This is a genomic window from Paraburkholderia aspalathi, from assembly GCF_905220735.1.
Taxonomy (GTDB): Bacteria; Pseudomonadota; Gammaproteobacteria; order Burkholderiales; family Burkholderiaceae; genus Paraburkholderia; species Paraburkholderia aspalathi.
Window position 1 is genome coordinate 193772 of record NZ_CAJNBA010000003.1, and the last position, 23122, is coordinate 216893.

At 63.3% G+C, this 23122-nt stretch carries 22 protein-coding genes; 13 read left to right on the top strand and 9 right to left on the bottom strand.

Annotated elements, in window-relative coordinates:
• Nucleotides 1-40: 40 nt before the first annotated feature.
• Nucleotides 41-1579, bottom strand: coding sequence for a sensor histidine kinase (locus tag KHO30_RS19715; RefSeq protein WP_093635561.1), 1539 nt, complete (start codon nucleotides 1577-1579; stop codon nucleotides 41-43).
• 9 nt (nucleotides 1580-1588) lie between these two features.
• On the bottom strand, nucleotides 1589-2359 hold the full coding sequence (locus KHO30_RS19720; RefSeq protein ID WP_211701928.1) for a response regulator transcription factor: 771 nt from the start codon (nucleotides 2357-2359) through the stop codon (nucleotides 1589-1591).
• Between the two features lie 232 nt (nucleotides 2360-2591).
• On the opposite strand from KHO30_RS19720, the gene recA reads away from it, so the two are divergent.
• The 8 genes from recA to KHO30_RS19760 all read left to right on the top strand — a co-directional run bounded on the left by recA (nucleotide 2592) and on the right by KHO30_RS19760 (nucleotide 11266).
• Entirely contained in the window at nucleotides 2592-3668 is a 1077-nt protein-coding gene (gene recA / locus KHO30_RS19725; RefSeq protein WP_054034441.1) for a recombinase RecA, read from the top strand.
• 10 nt (nucleotides 3669-3678) lie between these two features.
• Nucleotides 3679-4602 carry a recombination regulator RecX gene (gene recX, locus KHO30_RS19730; protein ID WP_211702408.1) on the top strand — a complete coding sequence of 308 codons (924 nt, stop codon included), beginning with the start codon at nucleotides 3679-3681 and terminating at the stop codon, nucleotides 4600-4602.
• 185 nt (nucleotides 4603-4787) lie between these two features.
• Complete coding sequence (locus KHO30_RS19735; protein ID WP_093635565.1) at nucleotides 4788-5537, top strand: DUF2889 domain-containing protein; 750 nt, start codon at nucleotides 4788-4790, stop codon at nucleotides 5535-5537.
• Nucleotides 5534-6703: an ADP-forming succinate--CoA ligase subunit beta gene (sucC, locus tag KHO30_RS19740; protein ID WP_120303042.1), complete on the top strand. Its 1170-nt coding sequence runs from the start codon at nucleotides 5534-5536 to the stop codon at nucleotides 6701-6703. The genes KHO30_RS19735 and sucC overlap by 4 nt, the downstream gene beginning before the upstream one ends.
• A gap of 126 nt (nucleotides 6704-6829) precedes the next feature.
• Nucleotides 6830-7711 (top strand): succinate--CoA ligase subunit alpha, encoded by an 882-nt coding sequence (gene sucD, locus KHO30_RS19745; protein WP_030101039.1) that lies wholly within the window; start codon nucleotides 6830-6832, stop codon nucleotides 7709-7711.
• A 145-nt stretch (nucleotides 7712-7856) separates the two neighbouring features.
• Complete coding sequence (locus KHO30_RS19750) at nucleotides 7857-8561, top strand: TerC family protein (RefSeq protein WP_093635567.1); 705 nt, start codon at nucleotides 7857-7859, stop codon at nucleotides 8559-8561.
• 147 nt (nucleotides 8562-8708) lie between these two features.
• A complete protein-coding gene (locus KHO30_RS19755; protein ID WP_211701929.1) occupies nucleotides 8709-9344 on the top strand; it encodes a pilin in 636 nt (211 codons plus the stop codon).
• Nucleotides 9345-9481: 137 nt separating this feature from the next.
• Nucleotides 9482-11266 carry a PglL family O-oligosaccharyltransferase gene (locus KHO30_RS19760; RefSeq protein ID WP_211701930.1) on the top strand — a complete coding sequence of 595 codons (1785 nt, stop codon included), beginning with the start codon at nucleotides 9482-9484 and terminating at the stop codon, nucleotides 11264-11266.
• 59 nt (nucleotides 11267-11325) lie between these two features.
• Here KHO30_RS19760 and moaC read toward each other — a convergent pair whose 3' ends face one another.
• The gene (gene moaC, locus KHO30_RS19765) at nucleotides 11326-11802 is read right to left on the bottom strand and encodes a cyclic pyranopterin monophosphate synthase MoaC (RefSeq protein ID WP_200618205.1); all 477 of its coding nucleotides are present in this window, start codon (nucleotides 11800-11802) and stop codon (nucleotides 11326-11328) included.
• Nucleotides 11803-11936: 134 nt separating this feature from the next.
• Here moaC and KHO30_RS19770 point away from each other — a divergent pair, with 134 nt between their 5' ends.
• The gene (locus KHO30_RS19770) at nucleotides 11937-13670 is read left to right on the top strand and encodes a M48 family metalloprotease (protein ID WP_211701931.1); all 1734 of its coding nucleotides are present in this window, start codon (nucleotides 11937-11939) and stop codon (nucleotides 13668-13670) included.
• Here KHO30_RS19770 and KHO30_RS19775 read toward each other — a convergent pair.
• From KHO30_RS19775 to KHO30_RS19800, 6 genes are all read right to left on the bottom strand, one after another.
• Nucleotides 13667-14257 (bottom strand): DUF2946 family protein, encoded by a 591-nt coding sequence (locus KHO30_RS19775; protein ID WP_211701932.1) that lies wholly within the window; start codon nucleotides 14255-14257, stop codon nucleotides 13667-13669. The two genes, KHO30_RS19770 and KHO30_RS19775, sit on opposite strands and share 4 nt — an antisense overlap.
• Nucleotides 14250-15392 (bottom strand): hydrolase, encoded by a 1143-nt coding sequence (locus tag KHO30_RS19780; RefSeq protein ID WP_093635579.1) that lies wholly within the window; start codon nucleotides 15390-15392, stop codon nucleotides 14250-14252. The genes KHO30_RS19775 and KHO30_RS19780 overlap by 8 nt, the downstream gene beginning before the upstream one ends.
• A gap of 69 nt (nucleotides 15393-15461) precedes the next feature.
• Entirely contained in the window at nucleotides 15462-15908 is a 447-nt protein-coding gene (locus KHO30_RS19785) for a nuclear transport factor 2 family protein (RefSeq protein WP_054034426.1), read from the bottom strand.
• A 177-nt stretch (nucleotides 15909-16085) separates the two neighbouring features.
• Nucleotides 16086-17111: a lipopolysaccharide heptosyltransferase II gene (waaF, locus tag KHO30_RS19790; RefSeq protein ID WP_093635581.1), complete on the bottom strand. Its 1026-nt coding sequence runs from the start codon at nucleotides 17109-17111 to the stop codon at nucleotides 16086-16088.
• A 152-nt stretch (nucleotides 17112-17263) separates the two neighbouring features.
• A complete protein-coding gene (locus KHO30_RS19795; RefSeq protein WP_054034422.1) occupies nucleotides 17264-17458 on the bottom strand; it encodes a zinc-finger domain-containing protein in 195 nt (64 codons plus the stop codon).
• 77 nt (nucleotides 17459-17535) lie between these two features.
• A complete protein-coding gene (locus KHO30_RS19800; protein ID WP_054034420.1) occupies nucleotides 17536-18459 on the bottom strand; it encodes a branched-chain amino acid transaminase in 924 nt (307 codons plus the stop codon).
• A 190-nt stretch (nucleotides 18460-18649) separates the two neighbouring features.
• Between KHO30_RS19800 and KHO30_RS19805 the strand changes: the two genes are divergently transcribed.
• The 4 genes from KHO30_RS19805 to pyk all read left to right on the top strand — a co-directional run bounded on the left by KHO30_RS19805 (nucleotide 18650) and on the right by pyk (nucleotide 23046).
• On the top strand, nucleotides 18650-19396 hold the full coding sequence (locus KHO30_RS19805) for an AzlC family ABC transporter permease (RefSeq protein WP_054034673.1): 747 nt from the start codon (nucleotides 18650-18652) through the stop codon (nucleotides 19394-19396).
• On the top strand, nucleotides 19393-19716 hold the full coding sequence (locus KHO30_RS19810; protein WP_054034418.1) for an AzlD domain-containing protein: 324 nt from the start codon (nucleotides 19393-19395) through the stop codon (nucleotides 19714-19716). Before KHO30_RS19805 ends, KHO30_RS19810 begins: the two co-directional genes overlap by 4 nt.
• 272 nt (nucleotides 19717-19988) lie before the next feature.
• Nucleotides 19989-21182, top strand: coding sequence for a phosphoglycerate kinase (locus KHO30_RS19815; protein WP_093635585.1), 1194 nt, complete (start codon nucleotides 19989-19991; stop codon nucleotides 21180-21182).
• Between the two features lie 427 nt (nucleotides 21183-21609).
• Entirely contained in the window at nucleotides 21610-23046 is a 1437-nt protein-coding gene (gene pyk, locus KHO30_RS19820; RefSeq protein WP_093635756.1) for a pyruvate kinase, read from the top strand.
• Nucleotides 23047-23122: the final 76 nt, after the last annotated feature.

Below are 23122 nucleotides of genomic sequence, written 5' to 3' on the forward strand. Positions count from 1 at the left end.
CTCTCAATATGGCGCCGGATCAGCGTGGGTTTTTGCGCTCTTAGGGTAAGTCCCGTGCCCGTTCGAGCACGTGCAAGCTGACACGCACGAGGGTTCCGGCAAGCCGCGGGGAGGTTTGATAGACGTTATCGTCAATGCTCATCTCCCCGCCGTGCATCGTCGTGATCTCGCGGACGATCGCAAGCCCGAGGCCGCTGCCGTCGCCTTCGCGGCCGAGAATCCGGTAAAAACGCTCGACCACCCGCGAGCGCTCAGCCACCGGAATGCCGAGCCCGGTGTCTTCTACTTCCAGATGCACGAGTCGCGCGGACACGTCGTGCCGCACCCGCACGGTGATCCGCCCGCCAGGCGGTGTGTAGCGGATCGCGTTGTCGATCAGATTCGACAGCATTTCCCGCAGCATCACCGGATTGCCGTCGACTTCAACCGGTTTTTCGGGCGCTTCATAACCGAGGTCCATCTGCTTGGCAAGCGCGGCCTGAACCCAGTCGCGCACCGCGCTGCGCGCTACTTCGGTCACCTCGACCGGCGTGAAAATCTGGCCCGACATCCGGTTCTCCGCGCGCGCCAGCGCCAGCAATTGGGTGACGAGGCGCGCCGCGTGCTCGGAGCTGGTGGCGATCTGTTCGAGCGAGCGGTGGACTTCCTCGGAGGCATCCTGGCGCAGCGCGAGCTCAGCCTGGGTGCGCAGGCCGGCAAGCGGCGTTTTCATCTGATGCGCGGCGTCGGCGATAAAGCGCTTCTGCAGTTCCATGTTCTGTTCGAGGCGCGTCAGCAGATCGTTGAACGACGTCACCAACGGCTCGATTTCCGGCGGCGCGCGGCGGGCTTCGAGCGGCGACAGATCGTCCGGGCGGCGCGCGCGAATATGCGCCTGCAGGGCGTGCAGCGGCGCGAGTCCACGCGACAGGCCGAACCACACCAGCAGGATCGCCAGTGGCAGGATCACGAACTGCGGCAGGATCACGCCTTTGATGATGTCGTTGGCAAGCTGGCTGCGTTTGTCGAGCGTCTCGGCGACCTGCACCAGCACCGGCTGGGCGCCGGGCGTCTGCGGAAACTCGACGGTCGTATAGGCGACACGGATATCGTTGCCGCGCAGCACGTCGTCACGGAATTCGACGAGACCCGGCGGTGGCCGGTCTTCCTCGTGCGGCAGCGGCATGTCGCGCTCGCCGCCCACCAGTTCGCCGCGCGTACCGAGCACCTGATAAAACACGCTGTCGACATTGTCGGCGCGCAGAAAGTCGCGGGTGGAGTCGGGCAGCGACAGCTCCGCCACACCGTTGATCGGATGGATCTGGCGGGCGAGCACGTAGGCGTCGGTTTCGAGCGCGCGGTCGAACGGGCCGTTGGCAATCGATTTGGCGACCAGGTAGGTGACCGCGAGGCTCATCGGCCATAGCAACAGGAGCGGCGCCAGCATCCAGTCGAGAATCTCGCCAAACAGCGAGCGTGGGCGGGCTTCGGCGGCGGCTTCGGTCTCGTCGGGCGGGGCGAACGGATTGGCGTAGCGCTCGTCGCGCACCTCGTCGAGGTCCGCCGCGTGCGCCGTGGCGCGATCTGCGCGTGCGGACATGGAGATCCTCTATTTGAAGTGGTGGCTCGCGGGCATCGCGGCCGAGGGGGGCGGCTCGGATTCGGCGGGCGGATTGGCGCTTGGGCTTACGTTCGCGTTCACGTTCGACGGCAGGGCGGCTTTCTCGAGGCAGTATCCGAGGCCCCGCACAGTAATGATGCGTACGCCGCTCGGCTCGATCTTCTTGCGCAGCCGGTGCACGTAGACTTCGATCGCGTTATTGCTGACTTCTTCGCCCCATTCGCACAGATGGTCGACGAGCTGTTCCTTCGACACCAGCCGGCCGATCCGCTGCAGCAGCACTTCGAGCAAACCGAGTTCGCGTGCCGACAGATCGATCACCTGCTCGTTGACATAGGCGATCCGGCCAACCTGGTCGAACGACAGCGAGCCGTGCCGCACCACCGTCGGGCCGCCGCCCGCGCCGCGCCGGGTCAGGGCGCGCACGCGCGCCTCGAGTTCGTTCAGCGCGAAGGGTTTGGCCATGTAGTCGTCGGCGCCGAGATCGAGGCCTTTGACGCGCTCGTCGACGCTGTCCGCCGCCGTGAGGATGAGCACAGGCACGGTCGAGTTGCGGGCGCGCAGGCGGCGCAGCACCTCGAGCCCGGACATGCGCGGCAGGCCCAGATCGAGGATCAGCAGGTCGAAAGTTTGCATCGACAGGGCGGTGTCGGCCTCGACGCCGTTCTTCACATGATCAACGGCATAGGCCGATTGGCGGAGTGATCGAACCAGACCGTCCGCGAGTATGCTGTCGTCTTCGGCAATCAGAATTCGCATGGTGCGCAAGCCTGGCCTTGCCGGCACCTTGGGGTGTCCCCCGGCGCACAGCGGTCTCCGAAAATTATTGTGGGTAGTTGGGCAGCGCGACAGTAAAAATGCGCGTTCGCATGAGAATCGCGCTTGCCAAAACTACTGTTTTTTTATACAGTGTCTGAGTTTCGTGTGCTGTCCGTGAAAACTGGGCTGCACATCTGCCTCAGACGCCGTTCATCATAGCAAAGGACGATTCATGGAAGAAAGCAAGAAAGGCTCGGCTGGACTGACTGCTGAAAAGAGCAAGGCACTCGCTGCCGCGCTTGCGCAGATCGAAAAGCAGTTCGGCAAAGGGTCGGTCATGCGGCTCGGCGCAGGTGAGGCGGTCGAAGATATCCAGGTGGTCTCAACGGGATCACTCGGCCTCGATATCGCGCTGGGCGTCGGCGGTTTGCCGCGTGGCCGGGTGGTCGAAATTTATGGTCCGGAGTCGTCCGGTAAAACCACGCTGACGCTGCAAGTCGTCGCCGAAATGCAGAAGCTCGGCGGCACGGCAGCGTTTATCGACGCGGAGCACGCGCTGGATATCCAGTACGCGGGCAAGCTCGGCGTGAACGTCAACGACCTGCTGGTTTCGCAGCCGGACACCGGTGAACAGGCGCTCGAAATCGCTGACGCACTCGTGCGCTCGGGCTCGATCGACATGATCGTGATCGACTCGGTCGCGGCACTCGTGCCGAAGGCCGAAATCGAAGGCGAAATGGGCGACTCGCTGCCGGGTCTGCAAGCGCGTCTGATGTCGCAAGCGCTGCGCAAGCTCACCGGTACGATCAAGCGCACCAACTGCCTCGTGATCTTCATCAACCAGATCCGTATGAAGATCGGTGTGATGTTCGGCAACCCGGAAACCACCACGGGTGGTAACGCGCTGAAGTTTTACGCGTCGGTGCGTCTGGACATTCGCCGGATCGGTTCGATCAAGAAGAACGACGAAGTGATCGGTAACGAAACGCGCGTGAAGGTGGTGAAGAACAAGGTTGCGCCGCCGTTCCGCGAAGCGATTTTCGACATTCTGTATGGCGAGGGCATCTCTCGTCAGGGCGAAGTCATCGACCTCGGCGTGCAGGCCAAGATCGTCGACAAGGCCGGCGCCTGGTACAGCTACAACGGCGAACGTATTGGTCAGGGTAAGGACAACGCGCGTGAATTCCTGCGCGAAAATCCGGACATCGCTCGTGAAATCGAAAACCGCATCCGCGAATCGCTGGGCGTGAACGCCATGGCGGAAGTGGCGACCGGTGCGGCCGCTGAAGTCGCGGGCGAAGAAGAGTAACCAGCACGTGATACGCAAGGGCCGGACGCCGTCCAACGCTGGACACAACGCGGACGGCCCGCGTGACGGTGGCGACGATTCGTTCGAGTCGTCGTCCTCTTCATCGACTTCCCGGTCTACGCGGTCGTTTGGGCGGTCGTCGGGAAAGTCGTCTAGCAATTCCAGCAGTTCGTTCAGTCGTTCATCCGGTTCATCGGTCGGCAAGTCTTCTGGAAGCTCTTTCGGGCGTTCCACCTCACGTTCGCCGCGTGATCCTGCCGGCAACGCTGCCCCCAGACGCTCATACACATCAGATCCCGATCCCTTTGCCGCAGCCGGCGAAGCCGATCCCTTCGAATCATTCGACGCGCACGATCGCGCCGCAGGTCGCCAGCCGCAATCTGATCCATCCGCGCAGGCTGACGCGGACCCGTCCGAAACCACCTATACCCGCTCGCGCCGCACGCTTGGCGAGGCGAAGCCGGAACAGGACGAGGCAAAAAAATCCCAACGTCCGGCCCGTTCGCTAAAAGGACGTGCGCTCGGCTATTTGTCCCGGCGTGAATACAGCCGCTCCGAACTGGCACGCAAGCTGAAGCCGTTCGTCGAGGAAACCGATTCGCTCGATACCTTGCTCGATGCGCTGGAAGCCGAAAACTGGCTGTCCGACTCGCGTTTTGCCGAAAGCCTGATCCATCGGCGCTCGTCGCGCTTGGGCGCGAGCCGGATCGTGGGCGAATTGAAGCAGCATGCGGTCGACCAAACACTGGTCGAAGAAGCCAGTGCGCAACTGCGCGAGACCGAACTGGCGCGCGCCCAAGCCGTTTGGCGGAAAAAATTCGACCGGCTTCCAGAAACTGCCGCCGAGCGGGCCAAGCAGGCGCGCTTTCTGGCATCGCGCGGTTTCTCGGGCGCGACGATTGGCAAAATTCTCAAAGGGTTCGACGAGGAGTGATGCGGCGGCTAGCTGCGTCATCCCGGTTGGCGCACAGCGCGTGCCGCATACCTGTGCGCTTCCCACTTTGAGATAGCGTCTGCCGCGCTCTCCGGCCTGCTGGGCGGCCCTGCGCATTCCGGCCTGTCTCAAATACCCAGTATGCTAAAATTCGTGGGTTTTCCAATCCGGCCTTTCCTTCCCGCATGCCGCTCTCCCCGCCAGTATCCCGTCAGTTGCGCCATCGTCGCGCAATCAGAGCGGAAGCCTATGAGCGAGCCGATGGCCTGTGGGATGTGGAAGCGTGCTTGACCGACGAAAAACCGCGCGATGTGGTGCTTGCGTCGGGCGTCCGGCCCAATGGTCAGCCGATCCATGAACTCTGGCTTCGCATCACCATCGATCGCAAGCTCAACGTCGTCGACGCCGAAGCGTCGTCCGACTGGGTGCCCTATCCAGGGTTGTGCCAGGCCAGCAATCCCGCCTACCGTGCCCTCATCGGGCTCAATCTGTTCCACAACTTCCGTCGCGATGCTGCCCGTTTGCTGGCCGGCACGGCTGGCTGCACGCATCTCACCGAGTTGTGCGCGCTTTTGCCAACCGCCGCAATCCAGGCGTTCGCCGGCGACGTGTGGAACACCAATGAAGACACGCCGGGCGAAGCGGCGAGTTCCGGGACCGAGCAGTCCAGAAGCAAAGACAGCACAGACGAGCATTCCAAAAACAAACCGCCATTCCAGTTGGGACGCTGCCACGCGCTGCGTTTCGACGGCGAGGCGGTGCAACAGTTTTATCCGCGCTGGTATGGCCGCGCTCCGTATACAGCGGATCGCGCGGCTTCGTCAGGCGACGGGGCAGCCCGCCAGACAGGTGAGGGCGGCAACGCGTCCGGCATGAACGACGGCAGCGGAAACGAAGTTCAATCCAACTCTCAGACTGAAGGGAATCACGCATGAAGATTCACGAGTACCAGGGTAAGGAAATCCTGCGGAAATTCGGCGTCGCGGTACCGCGCGGCAAGCCGGTCTTCTCGGTGGATGATGCGGTCAAGGCCGCGGAAGAGCTCGGCGGCCCGGTATGGGTCGTGAAGGCTCAGATCCACGCGGGTGGCCGTGGCAAGGGCGGCGGCGTGAAAGTCGCCAAGTCGCTGGAACAGGTTCGTGAATTCTCGAACCAGATCCTCGGCATGCAGCTCGTCACGCACCAGACCGGTCCGGAAGGCCAGAAGGTGAATCGTCTGCTGATCGAAGAAGGCGCTGACATCAAGAAGGAACTGTATGTCGGCCTCGTGATCGATCGCGTTTCGCAGAAGATCGTCGTGATGGCATCGAGCGAAGGCGGCATGGACGTCGAAGAAGTCGCGGAAAAGACGCCTGAGCTGATCCACAAGATCGCCGTCGACCCGTCGACCGGTCTGAAAGACGCCGAAGCCGACGAGCTCGCAACGAAGATCGGCGTGCCCGCCGCTTCGCTGCCGCAAGCACGCGCGATCCTGCAAGGCCTGTACAAGGCATTCTGGGAAACCGACGCATCGCTGGCAGAAATCAACCCGCTGATCCTGACCGGCGACGGCAAGGTCATCGCGTTGGACGCGAAATTCAACTTCGATTCGAACGCACTGTTCCGTCATCCGGAAATCGTCGCGTATCGCGATCTGGACGAAGAAGATCCGGCTGAAGTCGAAGCGTCGAAGTTCGACCTCGCCTACATCTCGCTCGACGGCAACATCGGCTGCCTCGTGAACGGCGCTGGCCTCGCAATGGCAACGATGGACACCATCAAGCTGTTCGGCGGCGAACCGGCGAACTTCCTGGACGTGGGCGGTGGCGCCACGACCGAGAAGGTCACGGAAGCGTTCAAGATCATGCTGAAGAACCCGAACCTGACCGCGATTCTGGTCAACATTTTCGGCGGCATCATGCGCTGCGACGTGATCGCGGAAGGCGTGATCGCGGCGTCGAAGGCCGTGTCGCTGAAGGTGCCGCTCGTCGTCCGCATGAAGGGCACGAACGAAGACCTCGGCAAGAAGATGCTCGCTGAATCCGGTCTGCCGATCATCGCGGCTGACAGCATGGAAGAAGCGGCTCAGAAGGTCGTCGCGGCTGCTGCGGGCAAGGCGTAAGCCAAACCCCAAGCGCGTTTACCAGGATTACGAATGGCGGCGCGTGAGTGGCGCAACAGCGACGCGGGCGAGAACATTCCGCTTCGCGGCGCCACCGCATGACGCCAAACGAACAGAGGTCAATACATGTCGATTCTGATTAACAAAGACACCAAGGTCATCACGCAGGGCATTACCGGCAAGACCGGTCAGTTCCATACGCGTGCTTGCCGTGAATATGCAAACGGCCGCGAAGCGTACGTTGCAGGCGTGAACCCGAAGAAGGCCGGCGAAGATTTCGAAGGCATTCCTATCTACGCGAGCGTCGCTGAAGCCAAGGCTGAAACGGGCGCGACCGTGTCGGTGATTTACGTTCCGCCGGCAGGCGCTGCCGCTGCCATCTGGGAAGCCGTCGAAGCTGACCTGGATCTCGCAATCTGTATCACGGAAGGCATTCCTGTCCGTGACATGATCGAGCTCAAGGCACGCATGCGCGCAAAGAACAGCAAGACGCTGCTGCTCGGACCGAACTGCCCGGGCACGATCACGCCGGACGAACTGAAGATCGGCATCATGCCGGGTCACATCCACCGCAAGGGCCGCATCGGCGTCGTGTCGCGTTCGGGCACGCTGACGTATGAAGCAGTTGGTCAATTGACGGCAATCGGCCTTGGCCAATCGTCGGCAGTCGGTATCGGCGGCGACCCGATCAACGGTCTGAAGCACATCGACGTGATGAAGATGTTCAACGACGATCCGGAAACGGACGCCGTCATCATGATCGGCGAGATCGGTGGTCCGGACGAAGCGAATGCTGCTGAGTGGATCAAGGACAACATGAAGAAGCCGGTGGTTGGCTTTATCGCTGGTGTTACGGCGCCTCCGGGCAAGCGCATGGGCCACGCCGGCGCGCTGATCTCGGGCGGTGCGGACACGGCCGAAGCCAAGCTGGAAATCATGGACGCATGCGGTATCAAGGTCACGAAGAACCCGTCGGAAATGGCGCGTCTTCTGAAGGCGATGCTGTAAAAACGAAATTTGCGGCTCGTACAGCGCATTTTTTGATACGCTTACGAGATCCTTTCGTAAGCGTGCGATTCTAAAAAGCGGGGGAGTCTAGACTCCTCCGCTTTTTTATTGCCCGCGCGTCCGATTCCTTCTCATTCTTTCACTCATGCTCGAGTTCTTCGCCACGCTCCATTGGGGCGCAGTCATTCAGATCATCGTCATCGACATCCTGCTGGGTGGTGATAATGCCGTCGTGATCGCGCTTGCCTGCCGCAACCTGCCGCCTGCGCAGCGTACGAAAGGCGTGCTGTGGGGCACGGCCGGCGCCATCGTGCTGCGCGTCGCGCTGATTGCGTTTGCCGTGGCGCTGCTCGACGTGCCGTTGCTGAAATTCGCTGGTGGCCTGTTGCTGCTGTGGATCGGCGTGCGTCTGATGGCGCCCGCTCATGATGCCCACGAGAACGTCAAGCCGGCCGACAAGCTGATGTCGGCGATCAAGACCATCATCATCGCGGATGCCGTGATGAGTCTCGACAATGTGATCGCGATTGCCGGCGCGGCCGAGGCGGCCGACCCCGAGCATCGCCTTGCGCTGGTGATTTTCGGGCTGGTGGTGAGTATTCCGCTGATCGTGTGGGGCAGTCAGCTGGTGTTGAAGCTGCTCGACCGTTTTCCGATCGTCATCACGCTCGGCGCCGCGCTTCTCGGCTGGATTGCTGGTGGCCTGATCATCAACGATCCGGCAGGCGACCGTTGGCCGATCCTCGATACGCCGCTGGCCGAGTACGGCATGAGCATCGCCGGTGCGCTGTTCGTCGTGATCCTCGGGTATCTGCTCAAGCGCCGCAACGCGAGTCGCGCGGCGGCTTGACGCTGCTGGGCGAGCTGACCTGAACACCGCGGCGTGAGCGCAGCGTTAGCCATTCGGCTGACTGTGTCGAAAGCGCGCCGCTGGCTACGATTGAAACGCCTGTCCCCGATTCGAGGGGCAGGCGTTTTTCGTTTCAGGAGCCTGCCGATGACCGTTACTTTGCCGTATTCCCCTTTTTCACAATCGACGCCCTCGCCGAGAAACACGTTCGAACGAGCGCGCTGGACCGTGCCCCTCGCACGTGTCTGCCGCCGCGTCGGTTCCAGTTTCGGCTTCGGCTTTACGCTGATCGAGCTGATGATCGTGCTGGCAATTGTCGGCGTGATCGCCGCCTATGCGATTCCGGCGTATCAGGACTATCTGGCCCGCAGTCGCGTTGGCGAGGGTCTCTCGCTGGCTGCCTCCGCGCGGCTTGCAGTGTCCGAAAACGCCGCCAGCGGCAATGCGTTCGGCGGTGGTTATGCGTCGCCGCCGGCCACCCGCAACGTCGAATCCGTTCACGTCGACGACGATACCGGGCAGATCACCGTCGCCTTCACGATGCGCGTCGCGCCTGCCGGGTCGAACACGCTGACCCTGGTGCCATCGGTGCCGGACAACGCCGACGCACCCACTGCGCGAATCGCCTTGAGCAAGGGCGCGGTGCAGTCGGGGGCGGTCACCTGGGAATGTTTCGCCGGTGGCAAAACAGCCTCCTCGTTGCCTGCGCCAGGCGCCGGGCCCGCACCAGCCGACACGCCTTCCTTGCCGTCGAATCTTGCACCGCCGGAGTGCCGAGCGTAAGCAATGGGGAGAAAGTTCGGGTGAGTTGTTATCCGAACGTAAAACACTGATTTTCGGGATATTTCAGCCCAGCCGGCGCACAGCAGGAGAATTTTTTTGTATAGTGCGCCGGTTGCTGACGCCCTCCCGGTTACTCGATGCCCACCCCATTTGCGCGCTACCTGTCTCTCATTCTGTTGGCTCTTGCGTTGGTGCTGCCTTATGCAGTCGCCAACCACACGTATCCGATTCCGACCTTCTACGCTGAATTCACGGCGCTCGCGCTACATCTGCTGACCGGCGCGGGCGTCGTGCTGCTGGTGTGGACGGCGAGGCCGCGCGTGACGTTTGCGTCGCCGATGGTCGCGCTGGTGCCGTTGCTGTTCGGATTGGTGCTGGTGGCGCAGTCGGTGCTGCTGCCGGTCTCGCAGCCGTCGATGAACTGGCTCGGCGGCGGTTACCTGCTCGCAGCATTCATGGCGACGCACGCGGGCTACGGTTTCACACGCGTCAAGCTGAACGAAACAGCACTGCGCTGGGCAGCAGGGGCGTTGATCGTCGGTGGTCTGTTTGCGGTGTTTTGCCAGGTGATCCAGCTGTTTCACCTCGAAGTGCGCGTGTCGCCGCTGGTCGTCGCCTACAACGTGACCGTCGAGCGTCGGCCGTTCGGCAATATGGCGCAGGCGAACCACCTTGCCACCTATATCGCATTCGCGATGGCCGGTGCGCTGTTCCTCGTGCAGACGCGCCGCATTGCGGTCAGCATCTGGCTGCTCGTGTCGACGATTTTTGCCATTGGACTCGCGCTGACCGTGTCGCGCGGCCCCTGGCTGCAGATGGGCGTGATCGTGGTGGCGGGTTTCTGGATGGCCTTCGCGCAGATGCGTAACCAGCCGCAGCTCCGCCGTAGCAATCGCGAATGGCTGATCCCGATCGGCTTGGCGGTGCTGTTCTTCGTCATCAATGCCTTGATCCGCTGGGCCAATGTGCACTATCACCTGGAGCTTGGGCAGTCGGCGGCCGAGCGTTTCAAGGACGCCGGCCAGATCGCCCCGCGCCTCGCGCTGTGGAAGTACGGCTGGACGATGTTCAAGGCGCATCCGCTGCTGGGTGTCGGCTGGGGCGAGTTTCCGAGCTACCAGTTCGAGTATGTGAAGGCGCTGGGCGGCGTCGAGATCGCCAATAACTCGCACGACATTTTCATCGACCTGCTCGCGAAGACGGGTCTGATCGGCCTTGCGATCGTTCTGTTCGGCCTGATTACGTGGCTGATTCGCGTGGTCCGCGCGCCGCAGAGCGCCGCGCGTGTGTTCGGCGTCGCGCTGATTGGCGTGCTGGTCATGCATGCGCTGGTCGAATATCCACAGCAGTACATGTTCTTCCTGCTGCCGGCGATGTTCGTGTTCGGTTTGCTCGAGACGCGGTCGCTGCGGCTCGTGCCTGGCCGCCTGTCGTTCGGCGCGTTTGCCGTGATCGTGTTCGGCGGGATCGCCGCGCTGTATCCGGTGTATCGCGACTACTCGCGTGCCGAGGTGCTGTATTACGGTTCGCGGCCCGCCGAGCAGTATCGTGCGGATCCGTCGTTCCTGTTTCAGGCGTGGGGCGAGTATGGCCTTGCGACGTTGGAGCCGATGAATTCGATGAACCTGCAACACAAGCTCGATATGCACAAGCAGGCGATCGCGCTGCTGCCGGGCGAGACTGTGCTGCGCCGGTATGCGGTGCTGCAGGCATTGAGCGGCGATACGGCGGGGGCGTTCGATACCGTCGAGCGTCTGAAGATTTTTGCCCAGGAGTTGAAGGACTGGCCGTCGCAGTTGGCCTACGTGTATGAGCTGTGCGACGAACAGAAGACGCTGACCGGCTTCAAGGCGGAACTGGTCAAGCGCTATGGCATGCCGGCGGGCGACGTCAATCAGGACGACGACAGCGAAGACGATTGAGCCGCGCTGTCGTTCTGTAGCTTAGTAGCAGTAAAGCGGGGCGATGACGTTGCCCGTCATCAACCCGCCACCCAATCCCCCGATTTCCCGCCGTGCTTCTCCAGCACTTTCACATCGGTGATCGTCATGCCGCGATCCACCGCTTTGCACATGTCGTACACGGTCAGCAATCCGACCTGCACGGCGGTTAGCGCTTCCATCTCCACACCCGTGCGTCCCAGCGTTTCCACTTGCACCGTGCAATGCACGCCGGGTAACGTTTCATCGAGCTCGAAGTCCACTTTCACGCGGGTCAGCGCGAGCGGGTGACATAGCGGGATCAGATCGGCGGTGCGCTTCGAGCCTTGAATCGCCGCGATGCGTGCGATCCCGATCACGTCGCCTTTCTTGGCGTTGCCGTCGCGGATCAGCGCGAACGTCTCCGGCAGCATGCGAATCGAGCCGCGCGCAATCGCGATGCGCTTGGTCTCCTGCTTGCCGCCGACGTCCACCATATGCGCCTGGCCGGCCGCGTCGAAATGAGTGAGTTCAGGCATGGTTGGGCTCCTTCAGAGGGCGCCTATCATAGCAGCGTGATTGGACGGGGCGAGATGATTACAATCACCGTATGCCCGCTATCTTAGTCCGAGCGGCGGGCGCCGCTTTTCGACTTCGTCATATCGACCTCGCGATGCGCTCGAAACGGTTTCTTGCTGCGTTGTTGTCTGTCGCGCTCGCGGCGCCGCCGGGCGCGTACCCGCAATCGCGCGGCGCAGCGAATGCGAACACCAACACGAGCGCGACCCTCGCGCTCAACATGCAGTCCGCGGAACCACCGTTGGAAAGCGGCCCGGTCGAAACTTTCGCCGACCCCATCGTGCCACCGGACATCGCCCAAGGCGTATTCGGCGTCTATGGCGGTGCGCAGAGCCGCTTCTCCGGCAACTCAGGCGCGACCGCCAACTGGCGCACCCCGATCGTCACCCAGCAATTGCCCGACCTCGGTAACGGCGGCTCCGGCTCGCTGACGCCGCAAGCCGAGCGCAAGCTCGGCGAACGCGTGATGCGCGAGTTGCGCCGCGACCCCGACTATCTCGACGACTGGCTCGTGCGCGACTATCTGAACTCGGTCGCCGCGAAACTCTCGGCGGCGGCGAGCGCGCTCTACATCGGCGGCTATCGTCCGGACTTCGAGCTGTTCGCGGTCCGCGATACGCAAATCAACGCCTTCTCGCTGCCGGGCGGGTTTATCGGTGTGAACACCGGTTTGATCGTCGCGACGCAAACCGAGTCCGAACTCGCCTCCGTGCTCGGCCACGAGATGGGGCACGTCCTGCAGCGGCACATTTCGCGGATGATCACCACGGGCGAGCGTAGCGGCTATGCGGCGCTCGCCGGCCTGTTGTTCGGCATTCTGGCGGGCGTGCTCGCGCACAGCGGCGACCTCGGCAGCGCGATTGCGATCGGCGGCCAGGCCTATGCGGTCGACAACCAGTTGCGTTTCTCGCGCTCCGCCGAGCATGAAGCGGACCGCGTCGGCTTTCTGCTGCTGGCCGGCGCCGGCTACGATCCCTATGCGATGACGACGTTTTTCGGTCGCCTCGATCGTGCGGCGATGAGCGACACCGGCATACCGGCTTACGCGCGTACCCACCCGCTGACTGGCGAACGGATCGCCGACATGGAAGACCGTGCACGCCGCGCGCCTTACCGGCAACCGCATCAGACCTCCGAATACGGCTTCGTGCGGGCACGGGCGCGCCTGCTGCAGGACCGCTCGCGCAGCGAATACGCGGATGAGATTTCGCGCCTGCGCTCCGAAATCGAGGACCGCACCGCGGTGAACGTCGCTGCGAACTGGTACGGGATTGCCTATGGGCAGATGCTGCTCGAGCGTTACGACGACGCGGTGGCGTCGCTGGCTTCGTCGCGGGCAGCATTTGCCGCGGGCGAACGTGGCGAAGGCGAGCCCATGCGCAGTTCGCCGAGCCTCGACGTGATGGCGGCCGACATCGCGCGCCGCGCCGGGCGTAATGACGAGGCGGCACGTCTCGCCGAGTTTGCGCAGAAGCGCTGGCCGCAGTCGAACGCTGCAATCGACATGCATATCCAGACCTTGCTGACCTTGAAGCGATTCGCCGACGCGCAGTCTTTGGCCCTGAAGGAAACGCGTGTGCAACCCGATCAGCCTGCCTGGTGGATGTATCTCGCGCAGGCAAGCGCGGGCAGCGGCGATGCGTTGACGCAGCATCGGGCGCTCGCCGAAAAATTCGCGCTCGAGGGGGCGTGGCCGTCGGCCATCCGGCAATTGAAGGAAGCTCGGGATCTGAAGACGATCGGCTACTACGATCTCGCGACCGTCGACGCCCGCTTACATGAAATGGAGAGCCGCTATAAAGAGGAGCGGCTTGACGAGAAGAGTTAGGGGTTGCGGGCTTGCGCTATCTGACCCGCCGGACTATCGACAAACCCAAACCGCGCGGCAACCTCACTTCGCTGCACGCCCTGCAAGGGCAACACAAGCCCATTGTTCCAGTGAAACGCGCCGCTCATCGAGTCATCGCCCAACGCCGCGTGGTCGGAAAAAACCTCGAGGTCGTGATCGTGCAAAACCGCGACTCTCGGCGGCGTCGAGCCGTCGACGAACAGAATCCCGCCTTCGTCGTCGACAAACACGGCCGCAGGCTCGAAAGCCCCGCCGGCCTGGTCCGTCAAGGAAAGCACGCCAGCGGCATCGGCTGACAACCTCACCACCCACGGCGTATAGCCCAACTCGATATACACCCGCTGTGGGCCGTTCTGGAAAAACCACTGGCCGCGTTCGTCGACGTCGTAATTCCGGTTGATAAACCCGAGCAACGCTTCATGCCGGATCGCCGTACCTGGCGTACCGCTGGCCTGAGCGGCTTCATCCCGCATGCGCCAGTTGCCGCGCCGGTCCAACATCAACCATCCCGTGCAACTCGGCACGTTCGGCCATTTGGCCAAGGCCTGTTTGACGATGTCATCCATGATCGACGTACTGCTCCAGATAACCGAGCACGCGCTGCGACAACCAGTCGATGCGGCCCGGGAACGGCCCAGTCATAAAGCCCGCGTGGCCGCCATGTTCGGGTTGATCGAGTTCCACCGACGCCGACACCTCATGCTTTGCCGGTAACGCTTCAGCCGGCAGGAACGGGTCGTTGCGCGCGTTCAGCACCAGAGTCGGCACGGTGATTCCCGACAGCAACGGCCGCGTGGTCGCGCGGCTCCAGTAATCGTTGGTGTCACGAAAGCCGTGCAGCGGCGCCGTCACCACGTTGTCGAAGTCGTACATCGTGCGGCTCGCCAGCATCGCGTCGCGGTCGAACAGCCCCGGAAACTGCGTCAGCTTCTGCTCGGCTTTCTGCTTCAGCGTCTTCAGGAAACTGCGCGTGTAGATCATGCCGAAGCCCTGCGACAACGCGCGGCCGCCGGCGTGCACGTCGATCGGCGTGGAAATCGCTGCGGCGGCCGAGAGCACCGGCGAGGCATCTTCGCGCCGCTCGCCGAGCCAGCGCAGCAGCACATTGCCGCCGAGCGATACGCCCGCCGCCACGATCGGCCCGCGATGCGTGGCGCGCAAGCGCCGCAGGATCCAGTCGACTTCGTTGCTGTCGGCGAGATGATAGAAGCGCGGCAACCGGTTCAGCGGTCCGCTGCAACTGCGAAAGTGCGGCACCACGCCGTGCCAGCCGTACTCGCGCGCGGCCGCCATCAACGTGGTGGCGTAGTGCGACGTGGAACTGCCTTCGAGGCCGTGAAACAGCACGAACAACGGAGCGTCGTCTGCGGGAATTCTGGCGGGCGTGGCAGGGGTGAGCGCTGAGGCAGGCTTGCCGTCATGCACGACCCAATCGAGATCGATGAAATCGCCATCCGGCGTGTCCCAGCGTTCGCGCCGGAACGCGATGGCCGGGCGGCGCGCAAACAGCGCCGGGACGATGGTCTGCACATGCCGGTTCGGCAGCCAGAGCGGCGCGCGGTAGAGCAGTTCGACGGTGGCCTCGACAGCCGCCGCCGCGGCGCGTGCTGCGCCGGTAGAGGCGGATTGATCGTGCGCCGTCTCCCAATCCCCTATCGGGGATTCGTTCTGGACGGGTGACTTCCTGCGGGGCGTGCTCATGCCAGCGTCAAAGCAAAAAAGGTAGAACCGGTGAAACAGGCCGAACGAGCGAAATGCGCACGTCAGGCGTCAGTGCAACGACCCCTGGCCATGCCGCATCTTGGTCGCGAACTGACTGGCGGCTTCGTTCGGCATCGGACTCGCGTGAATGTGCGCAATTTTCCATTCGCCGCGTTCGTGGACCATCACGTATGTGGTGAACACCATCGCGGGCGCCGCCTTCGGATCGGCCGGGCGGTGCGCCTCGGCGATGGCGTAGACGACGGTGCCGAGACTGTCGTAGACGCGAATATCGAGCGGTTCAATCGAAACGGGCGCGGTTTCGAGCTGGATTTGCAAGCCGGCGCGAATGCTGTCGAGGCCGTGCAGATGGGAGCCGTCGGCGCAGATGCAGCTGACGAATTCCTCATCGATCCACAGGCCCATCAAGCTGTCGATATTCACCTCGGCGATGGCCTGGTAATAGGCGTTCAGCGTATCGGCGGCGGCTTCGAAGATATGGGCAAAACGTGGCATGGCTCGTCAGTCTCTTGTGCGCGGCGCGCGGTTGCGGGGCAGCGGTCAGCGGGACAGTCCGGAGCACCGGACAATCGCTCCTGAGCGCGAGGATGCCCGCGCCGCAAGGCGCGAACATGACGCGACGCGCTCAAGGCGTGCGGTGTTGCGTGCAAGTATCAGCCGAATCAGCCAGGTTCAACGTTGCGCAAGCAACATGCCGCGCAAATCGCCGAACACCTGCTCGGCACTCAACTGCTTCAGGCAGTTCAGATGCCCGAGCGGACACTCGCGCTGAAAACAGGGGCTGCATTCGAGATGAAGCCATTGTACCTTCGCGAGCTCGGACAAGGGCGGCGTGTGGCGCGGATCGGTCGAACCGTACACGGCCACCAGCGGCCGGCGCAGCGCGGCGGCCACGTGCATCAGGCCGGAATCGTTGGTGACGACCGCGTTGGCCCGCGAGATCAGCGCGCAAGCTTCGCTCAGCGCGGTCTGGCCGCACAGGTTGCGCACATTCGGCGCCTTCTCGGCGATGGCCTGGGCAAGCGGCGCGTCTTTCGGCGAGCCGAGCGCGATGATCTGCGTGTAGGGGAACGACTGGCCGACGATCTGCGCGAGCGCGGCGAAATGCTCGGGCGGCCAGCGCTTGGCCGGACCGTACTCGGCACCCGGGCAGAACACCAGCAGCGGCACGCGCGTATCCAGATTGAAGCGCGCCGAGACCCGCGACGCTTCGTTCAGATCCGCGTCGAGCCGCGGCATCGGCAGGTCGTCGGGGACCTTGGCGCCTTGCGCGTAGGCGAGGGCGGCGTAATGACCGACCATCGGCGGGCGCTCGTCTTTGCGCGGATTCGAGTGACGCACGTTCAGCAGGCCGTAGCGGCTCTCGCCGGTGTAGCCGATGCGCAGCGGAATGCCCGCCATCCACGGAATCAGCGCCGACTTGAGCGAATTCGGCAGCACATAGGCCGCGTCATAGCCGACATCGCGCAAGTCGCTCGCCAGCTGCCAGCGGCGCAGCATCTGCAGCTTGCCGTGCGCGAGGTCGGTTGCGTAGACGTCGCGAATCTCGGGCATGCGTTCGAGCACGGGCGCGACCCACGAGGGCGCGACCGCGTCGATCACGATGCGCGGATGCAATTTCACGAGGCGCGCAAACAGCGGCTGCGCCATCAATGCGTCACCGATCCAGTTCGGTGCGATAACCAACGCGCGACGCATCAGAGTGGGTGTCCGGTGTCGAAACGAAGCGCCGCGCGAACCATGCGCGTGGCGTTCGATTGGGTAAAAAGGGGAAAGCCGCGAGCCTTGCGGCGCGGATCCGGCATGACCGGTCCCGCCGCGGCTGCGGCCTTACTGCGAAGCGCTTGCGTTCAGTGACCCTTGACCACTTCGCCGTCGCGCAGCTTGTAACGCGTGCTGCAGTACGGGCATTTCGCTTCGCCGTGCGTGACGTCGATAAAGACGCGCGGGTGCGCGCTCCAGCGCGGCATGGCCGGATTCGGGCAGTACGCCGGCAGATCTTTTGCGGTCAATTCGACCAGCGGCATTTCTTTGATTTCGCTCATGAGGAGTTTCTCGTTGTATGCAGGGTGCGTGCGTTGCGCTGGTAAAGGCCAAGGGCCTTGGGCCGGCACAGCGTGCGTTAGATTTTGGTGAGCCAGTGCGCGTACTTGTCGCTCTTGCCGTTCACGATATCGAAGAAGCCGGATTGCAGCTTCTCGGTGATCGGACCGCGTGCGCCCGAGCCGATCGTGCGGTTGTCGAGTTCGCGGATCGGCGTGACTTCCGCGGCGGTGCCGGTGAAGAACGCTTCGTCGCAGGTATAGACCTCGTCACGCGTGATGCGCTTTTCGATCACCTGGATGCCCGCGTCGCGCGCCAGCGTGATGATCGTGTCGCGCGTGATGCCGTCGAGGCACGACGACAAATCCGGCGTGTACAGCTTGCCGTTATTAACGAGGAAGAAGTTCTCGCCGGAGCCTTCCGACACGTAGCCGTCCACGTCCAGCAGCAGCGCTTCGTCGTAACCGTCGGCAATTGCTTCCTGGTTGGCGAGGATCGAGTTCACGTACCAGCCCGAGGCCTTGGCGCGGACCATCGACACGTTCACGTGATGGCGCGTAAACGACGAGGTCTTCACGCGGATGCCCTTGGCGATACCGTCTTCGCCGAGGTAAGCGCCCCAAGGCCAGGCGGCGATCGCCACGTGGATCGTGTTGCCCTTGGCCGACACGCCGAGCTTTTCCGAGCCGACCCAGATGATCGGGCGCAGGTAGCAGGATTCGAGCTTGTTTTCACGGACCACTTCGCACTGTGCCGCAGCCAGCGTTTCGTGACCGAACGGCACGTCCATCTGGAAGATCTTGGCCGAATTCAGGAGACGCTTGGTATGTTCCTGGAGGCGAAAAATCGCCGTGCCGCCGTCAGCCGTCTTGTAGGCGCGTACGCCTTCGAAAACGCCCATGCCGTAATGCAACGTGTGCGTAAGCACGTGGATCTTGGCATCGCGCCAGTCGATGAGCTTGCCATCCATCCAGATCTTGCCGTCGCGATCGGCCATTGACATGCGATTCTCCAGCGGTGCGGTGAAAGAGCGTTATTTTAGCGTCTTTTGCACAAGGAACGGGCATTTGGCCGCATGCCGGGCGCTATAATTCGGCGCACGCATAATTCATCCGGATGCGCCAGCGGGTGCTTGACGACCTGGCGCCGACCTCCCTTCGTTGCGCCGCCGCCTGGCGCCCGCGTTTCGCCCCATGCTCGCTCGCTTGTCAGATACCGATCGCCGTTCCTTTCGTCAGGGCGCGCGCGACTATTCGCCCACGCTGATGGCGATCTTCTCCTGGGGTCTCGTCACCGGCATCGCCATGAGCAAGTCCGTGCTCACGCTGCCGCAGGCGCTCACCATGTCGCTGCTCTGCTACGCCGGATCGTCGCAACTGGCCGTGCTGCCGTTGCTGGCCGCCAAGCTGCCGATCTGGACCGTGCTGCTCACCGCCGCGATGGTCAATACGCGTTTCGTGATCTTCAGCGCCGGTCTCGCACCGCATTTTTCCTATCTGCCGATGTGGCGCCGCATCGTGCTCGGCTACTTCAACGGCGACGTGATCTATCTGCTGTTCCAGAAGAAGAGCTTCCAGACCGGTTACGTGCCGGGCAAAGAGGCGTACTTCTGGGGCATGGCGGTGTGCAGCTGGTTGTCGTGGCAGGTCTCGTCGATCGTCGGCATTCTGCTGGCGAGCCTGATTCCGGATAACTGGGGCCTCGCGCTGGCAGGCACGCTGGCGCTGCTGCCCATCATGGTGTCGGCGATCGCCACGCGCTCCACGCTGGTCGCGGTCAGCATCGCCGGCCTGGTGTCGCTGCTCGCTTTCGACCTGCCGTACCGGCTTGCGCTACCGCTCGCGGTGATTGCGGCGATTATCGCGGGCAGCGCGGCCGATCTAATGGTCGAGCGCGCCGACTTGCGCCGCATCCGCAACAGCGCCGGAGATTCCCAATGACGTCCTTACAGATCTGGCTGTCCATTATCGGCATGACCTTCGTCACCGCGGTGACACGCGCGATGTTTCTAATCGGCGGCGAGCGCACGGTTTTGCCGGCGCGTGTCCAGCGGATGCTGCGTTATGCGCCGGCCGCGGCGCTTGCCGCCGTCGTGCTGCCCGATGTGCTGGCGACGCCGGAGGGGCTCTCGTTCGCGCCCTCGAACCACGAGTTTTACGCGACGCTATCCGGTCTGGCGTGGTTTATGTGGCGCCGCACCATGCTCGGCACGATTGTGGTGGGAATGGCCGTGTTCACGCTCTTGCGCCTCTTCATGTAATTGATTGGAACGAAAATGCTGCACTGCGACATGCGCGGCGCATTCTTCAAATACGGGACATTCGCCTGGTTGCGGGTCAGAAGGCCGTGTGGATCAGTTAAAATGGGTGTTTCCGGGATAAGCGCGCCGCTGCATGGCGCGACAGCCGCGGCTTTGCCGCCGGCGCCCGACTCAGTGGAGCCGCTGCCGTGCCGAAGCGCTGGAGTTTGCCGCGCTTAAGGCCCAGCGCGTCGTCCGCCACCGCCTTCCCATCAACTCGCACATACACGCCCATGAACAAGGTATTGCGTCTCTCCGATCTGATCGCCGAAGGCAAGCTGTCCGGCAAGCGCGTGTTCATCCGCGCCGATCTGAACGTGCCGCAGGACGATCAAGGCAACATCACCGAAGACACCCGCATCCGCGCCTCCGTGCCGGCGATCAAGGCCGCGCTGGACGCAGGCGCCGCCGTGATGGTCACGTCGCACCTGGGCCGCCCGACCGAAGGCGAGTTCAAGCCGGAAGATTCGCTCGCGCCGGTCGCGAAGCGCCTCGCCGAGCTGCTTGGCCGTGACGTGCCGCTGGTCGCCAACTGGGTCGAAAACGGCGTGAACGTCGCGCCGGGCCAGCTCGTGCTGCTGGAAAACTGCCGCGTCAACAAGGGCGAAAAGAAGGATTCCGACGAGCTCGCGCAGAAAATGGCGAAGCTCTGCGACGTCTACGTGAATGACGCATTCGGCACTGCGCACCGCGCCGAAGCCACCACGCACGGCATCGCCAAATACGCGCCGATCGCTTGCGCCGGCCCGCTGCTGGCCGCCGAGCTCGAAGCGCTCGGTAAGGCGCTGGGCGCGCCGAAGCGTCCGCTGGTGGCGATCGTCGCCGGCTCGAAGGTGTCCACCAAGCTGACCATTCTGAAGTCGCTGGCCGACAAGGTCGATCAGTTGATTGTGGGCGGCGGCATCGCCAATACGTTCATGCTGGCGGCGGGCCTCAAGATCGGCAAGTCGCTTGCCGAAGCCGATCTGGTCGCCGAAGCCAAGACAATCATCGACGCAGCGAAAGCCCGCGGCGCCTCGGTGCCGATCCCGACCGACGTGGTCACGGCGAAAGAGTTTTCTCCGACCGCCAAGGCTGAAGTCAAGGCCGTCGCCGACGTGCAAGACGACGACATGATCCTCGACATCGGACCGGAAACCGCCAAGGTGCTCGCCGCACAACTGGAAAAAGCCGGCACGATCGTGTGGAACGGTCCGGTCGGCGTGTTCGAATTTGATCAGTTCGGCAACGGTACGAAGACGCTGGCTGACGCGATCGCCAAATCGTCGGCGTTCTCGATTGCAGGCGGCGGCGATACGCTCGCGGCGATTGCCAAGTACGGCATCCACGACAAGGTCAGCTACATCTCGACGGGCGGCGGCGCCTTCCTCGAGTTCCTCGAGGGCAAGACACTCCCCGCTGTCGCAGTTCTGGAATCGCGGGCTTAACGTGGTGACGCGCTCCCCCTCAGCGAAGTCTGCAAAAGCGCGCGGTAGCAAGCCGCGCAACACCGCAGCAGCAACGGCAGGGGAGCGCGAAGCGCGCTCCGCCGCCACAGCGGCCGTGGCTGAAGCCGCCGCCCCGCAGCAGCAGGAATCCGAGTTGTCCCTCGCGCTCGCGGAGTTGACCACTGCCGGCGAGGCAGCGGAATTGTCCACCGGACAAGCCGCCCACTCGCCCGCAGAACTCCCGTACGACGAGACGACGCTCGCCCCCTCACCGGCGCGCCCCCTGCCGGTATCGAACACCGCTTCACCCCATAAAGCGACGCTGGTTTCAACCGGCGCGCAGCCCCCAGCAGCACCCTTCGGTGCGCAGCCTCCGCATCCGACTCGCAGCGCTCATTCCAGCGATCCCACCCAGACGAGGAGACTCATGCATCGCGCCACCAAGATTGTCGCTACCATCGGACCGGCTTCCAGTACGCCGGAAATCCTGCTGCAAATGATTCAGGCAGGCGCCGACGTGGTGCGGCTCAATTTCTCGCACGGCACGGCCGACGACCACCGCCAGCGCGCCGATTTCGTGCGCGAGGCGGCCCGCCAGGCCGGCCGTGAAGTTGCCATCATGGCTGACCTGCAAGGCCCGAAGATTCGGGTCGGCAAATTCGAAAACGGCAAGACCACGCTGGTTGCCGGCAGCCCGTTCATCCTCGACGCCGAGTGCGAACTTGGCAACGACGATCGCGTCGGCCTCGACTACAAAGACCTGCCGCGCGACCTGAAACCGGGCGACGTGCTGTTGCTCAACGACGGCCTGATCGTGCTCGACGTCGTGCGCGTGCTCGGCAGCGAGATCCACACCACCGTGAAGATCGGCGGCGATCTGTCGAACAACAAGGGCATCAACCGCCAGGGCGGCGGACTGACGGCGCCGGCCCTGACGGCCAAGGACATGGAAGACATCCGCACGGCGATGTCGATCGGCGTGGATTTCGTCGCGGTATCGTTCCCCAAGAACGCCACCGACATGGAAATGGCCCGCCAGCTCGCGAACATCGCGGGCGCGCCCTACGGCATCAAGCCGAAGATGATCGCGAAGATCGAGCGGGCGGAAGCGATTCCGGCACTGCAAGGCATCCTCGACGCATCGGACGGCATCATGGTTGCGCGCGGCGACCTGGCCGTGGAAGTGGGCAATGCCGCAGTTCCTGCGCTGCAAAAGCGCATGATTCGTATGGCCCGCGAATCGAACAAGTTCGTGATCACCGCGACCCAGATGATGGAATCGATGATCTACGCGCCGGTGCCGACCCGCGCCGAAGTGTCGGACGTCGCCAACGCGGTGCTGGACGGCACGGACGCGGTGATGTTGTCGGCCGAATCCGCAGCGGGCAAGTACCCGGTGCAGACCATCGAGACGATGGCGGCGATCTGCCTCGAAGCTGAAAAGTCGGAGCAGTCGGAGCTGGATAAGGATTTCCTCGACCGCACGTTTACGCGAATCGACCAGTCCATCGCCATGGGTGCGCTGTTCACGGCGTTCCACCTGGGTGCGAAGGCGATCGTCGCGTTGACCGAATCGGGTTCGACCGCGCTGTGGATGTCGCGTCACTGGACGCATGTGCCGATTTTTGCGCTCACGCCGCGTGTCGGCAGCGAACGGGCGATGGCGATCTACCGCAACGTTACGTCGCTGCATCTGGACACCAGCACCGATCGTGACACCGCGTTGCAGCAGGCGCTGGAAACCGTGGTCGGCAAGGGCTATGCATCGCGCGGCGACATGGTGGTGCTGACCGTCGGCGAGCCGATGGGTCAGGCAGGCGGTACGAATACGCTGAAGATCGTGCGCGTTGGTGAACCGTATTGATTTGACGCACTGTGTGTGGGACGGAAGTAACCGCTAAAGCACTTATTGCCGCCCTACACAACAGACTGCTCGATCG

Coding starts and splice junctions, on each gene's coding strand:
- KHO30_RS19715 (WP_093635561.1), bottom strand. CDS start 1,579: ATGTCCGCACGCGCAGATCGCGCCACGGCGCACGCGGCGGACCTCGAC.
- KHO30_RS19720 (WP_211701928.1), bottom strand. CDS start 2,359: ATGCGAATTCTGATTGCCGAAGACGACAGCATACTCGCGGACGGTCTG.
- recA (WP_054034441.1), top strand. CDS start 2,592: ATGGAAGAAAGCAAGAAAGGCTCGGCTGGACTGACTGCTGAAAAGAGC.
- KHO30_RS19735 (WP_093635565.1), top strand. CDS start 4,788: ATGCCGCTCTCCCCGCCAGTATCCCGTCAGTTGCGCCATCGTCGCGCA.
- sucC (WP_120303042.1), top strand. CDS start 5,534: ATGAAGATTCACGAGTACCAGGGTAAGGAAATCCTGCGGAAATTCGGC.
- sucD (WP_030101039.1), top strand. CDS start 6,830: ATGTCGATTCTGATTAACAAAGACACCAAGGTCATCACGCAGGGCATT.
- KHO30_RS19750 (WP_093635567.1), top strand. CDS start 7,857: ATGCTCGAGTTCTTCGCCACGCTCCATTGGGGCGCAGTCATTCAGATC.
- KHO30_RS19755 (WP_211701929.1), top strand. CDS start 8,709: ATGACCGTTACTTTGCCGTATTCCCCTTTTTCACAATCGACGCCCTCG.
- KHO30_RS19760 (WP_211701930.1), top strand. CDS start 9,482: ATGCCCACCCCATTTGCGCGCTACCTGTCTCTCATTCTGTTGGCTCTT.
- moaC (WP_200618205.1), bottom strand. CDS start 11,802: ATGCCTGAACTCACTCATTTCGACGCGGCCGGCCAGGCGCATATGGTG.
- KHO30_RS19770 (WP_211701931.1), top strand. CDS start 11,937: ATGCGCTCGAAACGGTTTCTTGCTGCGTTGTTGTCTGTCGCGCTCGCG.
- KHO30_RS19775 (WP_211701932.1), bottom strand. CDS start 14,257: ATGGATGACATCGTCAAACAGGCCTTGGCCAAATGGCCGAACGTGCCG.
- KHO30_RS19780 (WP_093635579.1), bottom strand. CDS start 15,392: ATGAGCACGCCCCGCAGGAAGTCACCCGTCCAGAACGAATCCCCGATA.
- KHO30_RS19785 (WP_054034426.1), bottom strand. CDS start 15,908: ATGCCACGTTTTGCCCATATCTTCGAAGCCGCCGCCGATACGCTGAAC.
- waaF (WP_093635581.1), bottom strand. CDS start 17,111: ATGCGTCGCGCGTTGGTTATCGCACCGAACTGGATCGGTGACGCATTG.
- KHO30_RS19795 (WP_054034422.1), bottom strand. CDS start 17,458: ATGAGCGAAATCAAAGAAATGCCGCTGGTCGAATTGACCGCAAAAGAT.
- KHO30_RS19800 (WP_054034420.1), bottom strand. CDS start 18,459: ATGTCAATGGCCGATCGCGACGGCAAGATCTGGATGGATGGCAAGCTC.
- KHO30_RS19805 (WP_054034673.1), top strand. CDS start 18,650: ATGCTCGCTCGCTTGTCAGATACCGATCGCCGTTCCTTTCGTCAGGGC.
- KHO30_RS19810 (WP_054034418.1), top strand. CDS start 19,393: ATGACGTCCTTACAGATCTGGCTGTCCATTATCGGCATGACCTTCGTC.
- KHO30_RS19815 (WP_093635585.1), top strand. CDS start 19,989: ATGAACAAGGTATTGCGTCTCTCCGATCTGATCGCCGAAGGCAAGCTG.
- pyk (WP_093635756.1), top strand. CDS start 21,610: ATGCATCGCGCCACCAAGATTGTCGCTACCATCGGACCGGCTTCCAGT.